The organism is Desulfurellaceae bacterium (assembly GCA_021296095.1).
Taxonomy (GTDB): domain Bacteria; phylum Desulfobacterota; class Binatia; order Bin18; family Bin18; genus JAAXHF01.
On the sequence record JAGWBB010000046.1, the window covers coordinates 24,812 to 36,498 of the forward strand.

The 11,687-nt window shown below is 63.6% G+C and carries 11 protein-coding genes; 4 read left to right on the top strand and 7 right to left on the bottom strand.

The features are described 5' to 3' along the window. The 3 genes from J4F42_12505 to rimI all read left to right on the top strand — a co-directional run. Positions 1 to 783, top strand: a 783-nt coding sequence (locus tag J4F42_12505) for an LLM class flavin-dependent oxidoreductase (protein MCE2486329.1), incomplete at its 5' end; no start/stop codon positions are given. Between the two features lie 71 nt (positions 784 to 854). Continuing rightward, the gene (locus J4F42_12510) at positions 855 to 2,537 is read left to right on the top strand and encodes a D-aminoacylase (protein MCE2486330.1); all 1,683 of its coding nucleotides are present in this window, start codon (positions 855 to 857) and stop codon (positions 2,535 to 2,537) included. A gap of 10 nt (positions 2,538 to 2,547) precedes the next feature. Further along, the gene (gene rimI, locus J4F42_12515; GenBank protein ID MCE2486331.1) at positions 2,548 to 3,051 is read left to right on the top strand and encodes a ribosomal protein S18-alanine N-acetyltransferase; all 504 of its coding nucleotides are present in this window, start codon (positions 2,548 to 2,550) and stop codon (positions 3,049 to 3,051) included. A gap of 10 nt (positions 3,052 to 3,061) precedes the next feature. On the opposite strand, the gene J4F42_12520 is transcribed toward rimI, so the two are convergent. From J4F42_12520 to J4F42_12550, 7 genes are all read right to left on the bottom strand, one after another. Next, the gene (locus J4F42_12520) at positions 3,062 to 3,928 is read right to left on the bottom strand and encodes a hypothetical protein (GenBank protein MCE2486332.1); all 867 of its coding nucleotides are present in this window, start codon (positions 3,926 to 3,928) and stop codon (positions 3,062 to 3,064) included. A 23-nt stretch (positions 3,929 to 3,951) separates the two neighbouring features. Next, on the bottom strand, positions 3,952 to 4,365 hold the full coding sequence (locus tag J4F42_12525; GenBank protein MCE2486333.1) for a Zn-ribbon domain-containing OB-fold protein: 414 nt from the start codon (positions 4,363 to 4,365) through the stop codon (positions 3,952 to 3,954). Continuing rightward, the gene (locus J4F42_12530; GenBank protein MCE2486334.1) at positions 4,365 to 5,534 is read right to left on the bottom strand and encodes a hypothetical protein; all 1,170 of its coding nucleotides are present in this window, start codon (positions 5,532 to 5,534) and stop codon (positions 4,365 to 4,367) included. Before J4F42_12530 ends, J4F42_12525 begins: the two co-directional genes overlap by 1 nt. A gap of 102 nt (positions 5,535 to 5,636) precedes the next feature. Continuing rightward, the gene (locus J4F42_12535) at positions 5,637 to 6,305 is read right to left on the bottom strand and encodes an outer membrane lipoprotein carrier protein LolA (protein ID MCE2486335.1); all 669 of its coding nucleotides are present in this window, start codon (positions 6,303 to 6,305) and stop codon (positions 5,637 to 5,639) included. A gap of 26 nt (positions 6,306 to 6,331) precedes the next feature. Then, complete coding sequence (locus J4F42_12540; GenBank protein ID MCE2486336.1) at positions 6,332 to 8,785, bottom strand: DNA translocase FtsK 4TM domain-containing protein; 2,454 nt, start codon at positions 8,783 to 8,785, stop codon at positions 6,332 to 6,334. 146 nt (positions 8,786 to 8,931) lie between these two features. Beyond that, positions 8,932 to 10,599: a ribonuclease J gene (locus J4F42_12545; GenBank protein MCE2486337.1), complete on the bottom strand. Its 1,668-nt coding sequence runs from the start codon at positions 10,597 to 10,599 to the stop codon at positions 8,932 to 8,934. Further along, the gene (locus tag J4F42_12550) at positions 10,592 to 11,383 is read right to left on the bottom strand and encodes a 1-acyl-sn-glycerol-3-phosphate acyltransferase (GenBank protein ID MCE2486338.1); all 792 of its coding nucleotides are present in this window, start codon (positions 11,381 to 11,383) and stop codon (positions 10,592 to 10,594) included. The genes J4F42_12545 and J4F42_12550 overlap by 8 nt, the downstream gene beginning before the upstream one ends. Positions 11,384 to 11,504: 121 nt before the next feature. Here J4F42_12550 and J4F42_12555 point away from each other — a divergent pair. After that, positions 11,505 to 11,687 (top strand): zinc-ribbon domain-containing protein (locus J4F42_12555; protein MCE2486339.1); only part of this gene is annotated, 183 nt, incomplete at its 3' end.

Genomic DNA, 11,687 nt, shown 5'->3' on the forward strand with positions numbered 1-11,687 from the left:
TTGGATGTGATCAGCAACGGCCGGGTCGAGTTTGGGATCGGACGCGGCTCCATCCCCAGTCACTTCAGCGGTTTCGGTATCGACCAGAAAGAGAGCCGGGGGCGGATGATGGAGGCGCTCGACATGATCCGCCAGGCCTGGACCTCGGAGCGGGTGTCGTTTCACGGCCAGTTCTACAGCGTGGACGATATTGCGGTCGTTCCCAAGCCGGTTCAGCAGCCCTACCCGCCCATCCGGGCGGCGGCCAACAGCCTGGACACGTTCGAGCTGATGGGTCGTCTGGGCTATCCCATCTTTGTCGCCTCGCAGGTGAATCCGTTTGCGAAAATGCGCGAACTGATTCCGGTCTACCATCAGGCGCGGGCTGCGGCCGGTCATACCGAGGCGCGGGCCGAAGATATTTCTCTGCTCGGCCCGCTCTACGTGGGCAACAGCGACAGCCAAGTTCGCCAGGAGTTGGAGCCCAGTATCCGGCGTTTCCTGCAATCGGTCTCCTCCATCTACACGTTGCAGGGCGATAATCTGGGGCCCGAATCGAGCCGCATCAAAGAGGTCTTGGAGCGGGTGCGGCGGATGACCTACGACAAGGTCGCCGAGGTGATGGGCATCTTTGAAACGCCCCAGGCCTGCGTTGAGCGCCTGCAGGCGCTGCACGAAGAGTTTGGCATGGGTCGGATGATCTGCTGGTTCAATCCCGGCGGGAGCGTACCGCACAGCCAGGTGATGCGCAGCATGGAGCTGTTCGCGGCCAAGGTCATGCCGCATTTTCGCGAGAAAACCTGACCGAAAGCCTGAGTCCCTGTCGTCTGTATTCAGGACCCGGGGTCCACTCTTGGTCACACAAGGAGTCCGTCATGTTTGATCTGCTCATCAAAAACGCGTGGATCGTTGATGGGAACGGAACACCGGGATTTGCCGGGGACGTGGCGGTCCGGGACGGCAAGATCGCCGCGATCGAGACCGCCATCTCGGGCCAGGCTCGCCACACGCTCGACGCGGCCGGGCAGGTCGTCGCCCCGGGCTTTATTGACATCCACACCCACTACGACGCCCAGGTGTTCTGGGACCCGCTGTGTTCGTCGTCCTCGTGGCACGGCAGCACCACGGTGGTGACCGGCAACTGCGGCTTTACCCTGGCCCCGTGCCGGCCCGAGGATCGGGATTATCTGACCCGGACCCTGGCCGTGGTCGAAGACATGTCGCTGCAAGCCCTGCAAGAAGGCATTGTCTGGAGCTGGGAGGATTTTCCCGGCTATGTGGCCGCGCTTGAGCGGCAGCCCAAGGCGATCAATATCGGCTGCTATATCGGCCACTCGGCCGTACGCCGGTATGTCATGGGAGCCGACTGCCGACGTCTGGCCAGCGACAAAGAGGTCGCCCGCATGCGGGAGATTGTGCTGGAAGCCATACACGCCGGTGCGCTCGGCTTTTCCTCGTCCCGGATTCCCCTCCACGTTGACGGCGAGGGACAGTCCGTGCCCAGCTTTTATGCCGACCTGCCGGAACTGCTGACGCTGGGCCGGGCCGTGGGCGAAGCCGGCCGCGGGGTGCTGGAAATCACCGCCAAAATGGTCCTGCCCGAGGGCGAGCATGAGGCCGGCGATCTGCCCGACCTGGTCGCCCTGGCCAAAGTCTCCGGCCGGCCGGTAACCTGGGCCTCGGTCCGCTATCTGCCCACCTATCCCGGCCGCTCGCTGTTCATTCTGTCCCAGGTCGCCCAGGCCAACCAACGCGAGGGGGTGCGCCTCCATCCCCAGATCGGCTGCCGGCCGTTTGAGACCTTCATGAACTGGCACAAGCTCATTCCGGTCTTTGCCCATCTGCCGAGTTGGCGGGAGGTCATGTTTCTGGCCGCTGAGGAAAAGACGGCCGCCCTGCGCGACCCGGCCAGACGCCGGACCATGCGCGCCGAGCTGGAAGGCGCCGCCTTTTTTACCGGCTGGCAAAACGTGCTGGTCAGGGAGGCAAAGCGGCCGCAACACAAGCACCTCGAAGGCCAGACCATAACCGCGATTGCCGACCAGGCCGGTACCGACCCGCTTGAGGCTTACCTGGACCTGTGTGTGGCCGAGGAGTGCCAGACGGAGTTCACCTACTGGGCTGCGGATATGGCTGAAGAGCCCATGGGACAGATGCTCAAGGATCCAAACACGCTACTCGAAACCGACGCCGGCGCACACTTGACCTCCTTGTGCAACGCCGACTTCCCCAGCTATCTGCTAGGCCATTGGGTCCGCGACACAGGAGTCCTCAGCCTGGACGAAGCGGTCACCCGTCTGACCTCACGACCGGCCGAGGTTCTGGGCTTGGGTGACCGTGGCCGCCTGCATGTCGGTCTGGCCGCTGACGTGGTGATTTTCGACCGCCACCGCATTCGGGGTGGACACCGCCAGACCGTGTACGACCTGCCGGCCCAACAGCCGCGCCTGATCCAAAAGGCGGAAGGCATACACACGGTGATTGTGAACGGTCAGGTGATCCTGGAAGACGGCCAGCATACCGGGGCGACACCGGGGCAGGTGCTCAGAGCCGGCTGATACGCGGGGTATGGGAAGCTTTCCGACACACCACAGCCTGGAGCTGAAACTGGCCCGCCGGGCTGACGCCAGACGTATCGCGCTGATGTCACGCGATCTGGTCGAAGCCGGCCTGCCCTGGTCCTGGACCCCGCAACGGGTCGCCCACGCCATCCGTGAGCCGGAAACGGCCGTGCTGACGGCCTGGACCCAGGGCCGCCTGGCCGGCTTTGCGATCATGCAGTTCCATGCCGAGCGGGCGCACCTGAACCTGCTGGCTGTTGATCCGGCCTATCGACGCCTGGGCCTGGGCCGGCGGCTGCTCGCCTGGCTGGAAAAAACCGCCCGAACGGGCGGCCTGTTGTGTATCACCCTGGAGGTGCGGGCCACGAACGATACGGCCCAGGCCTTCTACCGACGGCTCGGCTATCGAGCCATCGCGTCCATTCCCGGCTATTATGCCGGCCGCGAAACCGCGATCCGCATGCGCCGTGATCTGTCCACCGGCGCCAGCGCGCCTCGCCAACAGCCCTGACTGGCGGGGCTTAGCGCTGCCGCACGTACTTGGTGATGCGCTTGCCCATCACGTCGGCCAGATAGATATCCCCCTCCGGGTCCACCCACAGACCATGGCCCATGGGCGAATCCCAGCGGGCAATAACCGTCCCCTGCTTGTCCATGATGGTCACGGTCGGCTTGAGGTCGCTGATGTACACCCTGTCCTGGGCGTCCATGTAGATATCGGTCGGACGGTGAATGTCGTCCCAGTGGGTCAGGTACTTCCCGCTCGGGCTGAACACCTGGATGCGGTTGTTCTCCCGGTCGCACACATACACCTCGCCGCGTTCGTCTATCCACAGGCTGTGCGGCAGGTGAAATTCCCCCGGGGCGTGCTTGCCCGGGCTACCCCACGAGTCAATCAGCCGCCCGTCGGCGGAGAAGCGGTGGACCCGGCTGTTGCGATAGCCGTCGGTCACGTACAGCTCGCCGGACGGAGCGACCACCATTTCGGTCGGCTTGTTGAAGGGACCGGCGGCGCGCACGACCCGCCCGCCGTCTTCCTCACAGCCGGTGTCAGACGGCTGGCCTCGGTGGCCCAGCACTCCCAGCGGTTTGCCGTCCAGGGTGAAGCGCAGGGCCACGTGGTCGTCGCGGTCGGTCAGGTAGACGACATCGTCCGGGCCGATAAAGAACCCGTGCGGGTCGGCGATCGCGCTGTCGCCCCACGAGTCGAGATACGTGCCCTCACGATCAAAGACCAGAACCGGCGGGTCCTTGCGCTGGAAGGCGTAGATACGGCCCTGAGAGTCTGCCGCCACCGCGCTCATCGGACCAAAGCTCATGCCTGCGGGCAGGGAGCCCCACTGCTCTATTACCTCATAGGTGTATTGACCCGTACCGACCGGTTTCATTGCAGCCCTCCTTTTTGCCGAGCCTACTCAACCAACCTGAACTTCGGCACCGAAATCTCCTCGGTCCAGTCCTCAAAGGTGACCTCGACCGTCTTGCCGATCTGCACCTGCCCGGGCGGACAGCCGACGATATTGCTCATCATCTGCGGGCCTTCGTCGAGCGTGATCAGGGCCACCACATACGGCACCTCCTCGGCAAACGCCTTGGTCACCGGCCGATGGACGGTGGTAAACGACAGCACGGTTCCCCGGCCCGAGGCTGTGACCCACTCGACGTCCTCGCTCATACAGGCGGTGCAGTAGATGCGCGGGTAGAGCTGGTGATGGCCGCAGGCCCGACATTTCTGGACCCGCAGCTCGTGGTTTTTGCAGCCGTCCCAGTACGGCTGGGTCTCGCGGGTCGGTTCTGGAATCGGTTTTTCCGGTAACGCCGCCATCAGCCTCTCTCCTTTGCCACAATCATCGAGCAGTGGGTTGACATGATGCCGCCCTGGGCATGGACAAGGGCGACCTCGGCGTCCTGGACCTGACGCGGCCCGCATTCGCCGCGCAGCTGCAACACGGCCTCGGTGACCGAGAACATCGAACCGGGGTGGCCCGGATGGCAGTGGGACATCAGACCCCCGTGGGTATTGACCGGCAGCTCGCCGCCCAGCTCGATGCGTCCGTTTTCGACAAACCGTCCGCCCTCGCCCTTGGGACAGAAGCCCAGGTCTTCGAGCTCGACAAGCACGACCGGCGTAAAGCAGTCGTACAGCTCGGCCACGTCGATATCCTGGGGACCCAGACCGGCCATGGCGTAGGTCCGTTCTCCGGCCTCCTTGGCCGCCGAGGTGGTGAGGTTGTGGGCCTGGCTGATATGTTCGTGCGAGTGGCCCTCGCCAATGCCCAGCACATAGACCGGTTGCGGACGGAAGTCCTTGGCCCGCTCGGCTGCGGTCATGATAATCGCCGCGCCGCCGTCCGAGACCACCGAGCAGTCCAACAGGTGGAGAGGGTCGGCGATCATCTTTGAGTTCAGCACGTCGTCAACCGTGATCGGGTCGCGCATCTGGGCGGCCGGGTTGAGCGAGGCGTGTTTGCGGCACGCCACCGACACGGCGGCCAGCTGTTCGCTGGTAGTACCGTAGGCGTGGATGTGGGCCTGGGCGATCAGGGCGTAAAAGCCGGGAATGGGCGGACCGTAGGGTCGCTCAAACTGGGCGTGGCCGGCCGTTGACATGGCTTCGATCGCCTTGTCACGCGACAGGCCGGACAGCATATTGTCGGCCATGGTGATCAGGACGGTGTTGCACACGCCGGTGGCAATGGCCGTGGCCGCGTGCTGCATGATCGCCAGGGTCGTGCCCCCGCCGGTCGCCACGTTGAGGCAGTAGCGGGGAAAAATCTGCATATACTCGGCAATCATCTCGGCGTGGTACATATACGGCTCAACCCACGAGTTGCAGGTGATCAGCCCGTCAACATCGTCCTTGGTGATACCCGCATCTTCGAGCGCCAGCTTGGCCGCTTTGACATACATCTGGGTAGCGCTCAGGTCGGGAACGACGCCGACCTCGGTGTCGGCCGCACCCACGATGGCTACCTTGCCTCGGAGCGATTCCATACAATAGCCTCCAGTCTTGTGCTGCCTCCTGTCTAGGCAACTTTGGGGGACGGGTCAAGCTGCGGCCGCCCGAACGCCGGGGGCGGGTTCGGGCGTGGGGACTCAGGACAGAGGCAGGGGCTCGACAATATCAACACCGTCCGGGATGTCGAGTTGAAACAGACTGTCCGGAAGCGGGATATTGCGGGTGATATTGCGAAACCGCAAACGGGTGATATTGCCCAGCGGGTCGCTGACCGTCGCCCGGACAATATCGAAGGTCGTGGTGTCAACCGCCAGCGTCAGCCGCCCGACCGCCTCGGCATCGTGCTTGGAGTCGAGGCTCAGCACATAGGTCTGGTCGGCCGTCTCCCGCAGGCTAATTGCAAAGTCTTCCTCCAGGCGTCCCACCCCGGTCAGAAAAGAGATCGGGGTATGCGAGCGAAAAGCCTGGTGAAACGGCGTCTTGACGACTTGTTTCTCGGCCGCCTGGTACAACCACAAAAACGTCCCGTCCGAGACCAGCAGCTGCACCGGCTGGCGGAAGTCCCAGCGCATCTTGCCCGGTTTCTTGAAGAAGACCCGGCCCTCAGAGGTCAGCGTGTAGCCCAGGGTCGCGGACTCGACCTCCTGGACAAAATCGGCCTGAAAGCCCTGGGTTTCCTGATACCGGGCCTGGAGCCGGGCAACGATCTCGGTCAGCGTGAGCGGCGCTGATCGAGCAGGTTCAGCGGCCAGCAAGAGCGGACACAGCCCAAGTGTCAGGCTGAGCAGGAGCCAATACCATTTCATTAGGGGTGCGTTCGGTGCGTTTGTCTTCACTCTTCAACCGTCGCAGCCTCGACCAGCACCTCGCGCGGTTTGCCGGCTTCCGCGGCCGGGGCGATCAGCCCCTCGCGCTCCATGCGTTCAATCATGCGGGCGGCGCGGTTATAGCCGACCCGCAGGCGACGCTGGACCCAGGAGATGGACGCCTGACGGCTTTCGATGACCAGCTCCCGGGCCTGCTCGTACATTTCGTCCTGGGTGTCGTCATCGGCAGCCTCAAGGCTCTTGGTGCTGCGGGCCTTTTCCAAGGCGCTGACCAGCTCGGAGTCAAACACCGGCTTGGCCTGTTTCTTAATCGCCCCGACCGCCTTGCTGATCTCCGGTTCGGAGACAAACGCGCCATGAATGCGCTGCGACTTGGCGCTACCCGGCGGCAGGAACAGCATGTCGCCGGCGCCCAGCAGGCGCTCAGCCCCGGCCGCGTCCAGGATCGTCCGCGAGTCGATCCGCGAAGATACCTGAAAGGACACACGGGCCGGGAAATTCGCCTTGATCAGGCCGGTAATCACATCAACCGAGGGACGCTGGGTGGCCAGGATGAGGTGAATACCCGAGGCCCGGCCCATCTGGGCCAAACGGGTAATCGGCTCTTCTATCTCGCGGCCAACGGTCAGCATGAGGTCGGCCAACTCATCGACAATCACGACCAGGTAGGGCAGACGCTGGTGAACCATGGCGTCGTCGTGTGAATCGGCGGCTGGCGCCGGGGCGGCCAGGTCGGCCCGGCCCGGCCCGGCCGCGTCTTCGCCCAGCTCATCCTCAACCACCTCTGTCAGCTTGATGACGCCGTTCGGACTGGGCGCGCCGTGCTCCAGACTGCGGTTATAGGCGCTGATATTCCGCGCCCCCTTGTCCCGCAGCAGTTTGTAGCGATACTCCATCCGCCGCACGACTTCCTGCAGCGCCGCGCCGGCTTCCTTGGGGTTGGTAATCACATGCGACAGCTGGTGGGGCAGGTTTTCGTACAGCGACAGCTCCAGCATTTTGGGGTCGATCATGATGAAGCGCACATCGCGTGGGCTGGCCCGATACAGCAGGCTCATGATCATGGCGTTGAGCGAGACCGACTTGCCGGTCCCGGTGGCGCCGGCCACCAACAGATGCGGCATACGGGCCAGGTCGGCGACGATGGGATTGCCGATCGAATCTTTGCCCAGGGCCAGGCCGAGCGGCGATTCGGTCTGCTGGAAGCCCGGGCTGTCCAGAATCTCTCGCAAATAGACCTTTTCGCGGTTTGGGTTCGAGACCTCAATGCCGACAACCGCCTTGCCCGGGATGGGAGCCAGGATGCGGACGGACACCGCCCGCAGGGCCATCTGCAAATCGTCGGCCAGCGACACCACCCGGTTGACCTTGACCCCGGGGGCGGGTTCGAACTCATACGTCGTGATGACCGGGCCGGGCCGCACCGCCACGACTTTTCCCTTGACGCCAAAGTCGTTGAGCTTGCTCTCGAGAACCTGAGAGCTGGCGTGGAGGGCTGCCTCGTCGACCTTGAGTCGGGATTCGAGCGGCGGGTCGAGCAGATCGAGGCCGGGCAGGCGATAGGGTTTTTCGTCATCAAGCACCGTGGCCGGGCTTGGCCGGGCGGCCGAGCGCGAGCGGCCGGCTTTGGACGCCGCCGGAGGTGGCGGCCGGTTGATAATGATCGGCGGCGGGGCTTGTTCTTGTACAGGCGGGGCCTGGTCTTTGGCAGGCTTGCGGGCCTGTCTGGACGCCGCCTTTTTGGCGGGCGGGGGCGTGTGTGCTTGTGTTTCGGAAGCGACAAAGCGGGGTTCGAGGTCCGCGTATGTCTCGGCTTCCGCGACGTGGCCCTGCCGTCGACTGGGAATGACGGCCGGCAGCCGATGCAGCCCGGACCACAGCGTGGTCGCCAGCGGCCGCAACCCGGCAGCCAGCGGCCGCAGCCCGACCCCACACCAGTCGCCCACAAACCGGCCGCCTATCAGCAGCCGGCAGCCCAGGGCGTGTAAAGACAGACGCGAAATCCCCATCAGCGAGACAACAAGAACGGGGATCAGCACCAGATAGGCGCCGAGCTGGTTCAAGCCGGTACGGAGAGACACGGCCAGCCAGCCTCCGATCCAGCCGCCGGCATAGACCGCCGATCGGTCCGCGTACCACAGGGATAACAGGGCCGTGCTGGCCAGCCCGAAGACGCCCAGCGACACGGCTTGGGAGGTCGCGGCTGTACACCGCCACAGCCGGAACTGCAGGCCTGCGGTGTACACGGCCAGGGCAGGGAGGGCATAGCCCATTTTGCCCAGCGCCGAGCACAGCAGGTCGGCCAGCAGATAGCCGATGATGCCGACGAGATTGGTCTGGGGACGATCCGGCTGGTAGGACAACAAAGCGAGGCCGAAAAAGATCGCCACCGCAATCAGGGCGACTCCGCCGATCTCATAGCCCAGGGAACGTTGGCCGGACTGTGTGTGTCGTGCCACCGCACTCACCTCCTCTTCACATCTCGGTCACATTCACATCTCGGTCACATTCACATCTCGGTCACATTCACATCTCGGTCACATTCACATCTCGTTCACATCTCGGTCACATTCACATCTCGGTCACATTCACATCTCGGTCACATTCACATCTCGGTCACAAACGGTAAGACAACCGGCCGGCGCCCCAGGGTGCGGCGAAAATAGCGCCGCAGCGACAGCCGGACCTGCTCTTTGACCGTGCCGATATCGGTCCGAGACTCCAGCGGCAGCTCGCTGAGCGTGTTGCGCACGACATCCTTGGCCTCGCGCAAGCCCTCGCCGTTGGTGACGGTTAAAAACCCGCGCGACAGCAGCTCCGGTCCGCTGACAAGCTCCCCGGTGTGCTGAGCAATGCTGAGGACGGCGACCACGATGCCGTCGCTGGCCATATGGCGACGATCACGTATCAGCTCTTCCTCAATGCCGGCCAGACCGTCGACAAACACCCGTCCGGCCTGCACCGGATCGGTCTGAAACGCGCCCTCACGATCGATTTCCAAGACCTGGCCGTTTTCCAACAAAAAGACTTGGTCCGGCTCAACCCCGACCTGGCGGGCCAGGGCCGCGTGGCGGACCAGATGGCGGTATTCGCCGTGGATGGGGACGAAATAGCGCGGTCGGACCAGGTTGAGCATCAGCCGCAGCTCGTCCTGACAGGCATGACCCGAGACGTGGACGCACGAGATCGCCTCGTAAAACAGATCGGCTCCGCGCCGCGACAGATGGTTGAGCAGCCGGGCAATTGTGCGTTCGTTGCCGGGAATGACCCGCGACGACAGGACCACCGTGTCGCCGGCAGCCAGCCGGACCTGGGGATGGGCGTCGGCGGCGATCCGCGACAGGGCCGACATGGGTTCGCCCTGGGAGCCGGTAGTCAGCAGGGTCACGGTTTGCGGATCGCGCCCGGCCAGCTGTCCGATGTCGATCAGGATATCCGACCCCAGGGACAAATGTCCGGTGTCTTGGGCGATGCCGATATTGCCGACCAGCCGCTTGCCAACCACGCCGACGGCCCGGCCCTGTTTGACCGACAGGTCGATGACCTGGCGAATCCGGTGGATGTGAGAGGCAAAGGTGGCGACCAGGACCTTGCCCTGGGACTGGGCGATAATATCTTCGAGCGGCCGGGTCAGGCTGCGCTCCGAGGGATTTGAGCCCGGACGCTCGACGTTGGTTGAGTCGGCCAGCAGGAGCAGGACACCGCGTTCCCCCCATTCGGCCAGACGCGCTAGGTCGGTTTGCCGGTCGTCAATCGGCGTATGATCAATCTTGAAATCGCCGGTGTGGATGATCGTACCCAGGGGAGTCGTAATGGCCAGGGCCGAGGCGTCCACAATGCTGTGGGTGACCGGGATGCCCTCAATGTGAAACGGCCCGACCTGCCACTCCTGGCGGGCACGAAACTCGTGGATAGTCGTCTGCTCAAGCAGGCCCCGTTCGGCCAGCTTGTCGCGAATCAGCCCCAGGGTGAACGGCGTGCCATAGATCGGCACATCGAACTCCTGGAGCAAATACGGCAGGGCGCCGATATGGTCCTCGTGGCCGTGGGTGAAGATGACCGCCTGGAGGTGGTAGTGCTGGTGCAGATAGCTGAAATCCGGGATCACCACGTCAATGCCGAGCATCTCCTGCTCGGGAAACATCAGGCCGCAGTCCACGGCAATCGCGCTCGGACGACCGCCCTCGGCCGGGCGGTATTCGATCAGCATGAAGTTGAGGCCGATCTCGCCCAGGCCGCCGAGGGGAATGATACGTAGCTGGCCCTCACTCATAGGCGTGTCCGATCACGAGCCGCATGGGCTCCGGGTATTCGGCAGAGGCCGGCGGCGTAGGCCGAGCCACAGGGGGCGTGTGGTGTTGGGCGATTGCTTTTTCGACCTGGACGAGGAGTTGTTGTCGGGCGGTTTTTTTGGCCATAGACGGATCTCTGATAATCGGCGGGCTGAAGACGACACTCATCCGCCCGGACCGAATCTTCCAGCTGCCCGAGGGGAGAATATCGGCCCCGCCGTTAATTGTCACCGGCACAACCGGGCTGTCGGTCTCGACGGCAACGGCAAAGGCGCCAGGTTTGAACGGCAGCAGGCTGCCGTCCTGGCTGCGGGTCCCCTCCGGAAAAAACAGGACGGAAATCCCGGCTTGGAGCAGCGCCTTGACCTTACGGATGGTGGCCACCGCCTGGCTGCGGCTCTGGCGGTCGACCAGAATCTGATGGGTGCTCGTCATGCACAGCCCGAACAGCGGCACCTTGCGCAATTCGTGTTTGGCGACCCAGCGTAGCTGGAAGGCGTCGAGGCTGACCATGACCGCCACAATATCGAACATGCTCTGATGGTTGGCGATGAATACATAGGCTTGTCCGGGGTCGAGCTGTTCCCGGCCACGAACATCAACCTTGACCCCACAGATGAACAGGTTGCCCCTGGCCCAGAACCGGATACAGCGGGCCGCGCGCTGAGCGTAGGCGTCGAGAGGCGCGAGCAACAGCACCGGCACGCTCCACAAGACGGTGTTCAGGGCGATACAGACAAGACGCACGATAGCTAGCAGAATCACACCTCTTTCCGTTGAGGGCTGGATACGGACTATTATAGTTTCTCTTGTGACTTGCCGTCAATGTAGTTGATTTTTCTGCACTTCTTTCTATACAATGGGTCGCTCTGGTGGAGGGGATGGTGTGGTAGTTGCCTGTCCTGCGTGTCAAACACGCTACCGTGTTGACGCCGCTCTGGTGATGGCCGGAGAGACCTCGTTCGAGTGTTGCCAAGAGGAATGCGGACACGTCTTCGTCTATACGCCGCCGGTGTTGTGGAAGGGCAACGGTCAGGAATCCGAGACCGAGCCCCCGTCTCCCCCCGAG

Bases quoted from the DNA above. Each gene is read 5' to 3' on its own strand.
- J4F42_12510 (MCE2486330.1), top strand. From the start codon at position 855: ATGTTTGATCTGCTCATCAAAAACGCGTGGATCGTTGATGGGAACGGA.
- rimI (MCE2486331.1), top strand. From the start codon at position 2,548: ATGGGAAGCTTTCCGACACACCACAGCCTGGAGCTGAAACTGGCCCGC.
- J4F42_12520 (MCE2486332.1), bottom strand. From the start codon at position 3,928: ATGAAACCGGTCGGTACGGGTCAATACACCTATGAGGTAATAGAGCAG.
- J4F42_12525 (MCE2486333.1), bottom strand. From the start codon at position 4,365: ATGGCGGCGTTACCGGAAAAACCGATTCCAGAACCGACCCGCGAGACC.
- J4F42_12530 (MCE2486334.1), bottom strand. From the start codon at position 5,534: ATGGAATCGCTCCGAGGCAAGGTAGCCATCGTGGGTGCGGCCGACACC.
- J4F42_12535 (MCE2486335.1), bottom strand. From the start codon at position 6,305: ATGAAATGGTATTGGCTCCTGCTCAGCCTGACACTTGGGCTGTGTCCG.
- J4F42_12545 (MCE2486337.1), bottom strand. From the start codon at position 10,599: ATGAGTGAGGGCCAGCTACGTATCATTCCCCTCGGCGGCCTGGGCGAG.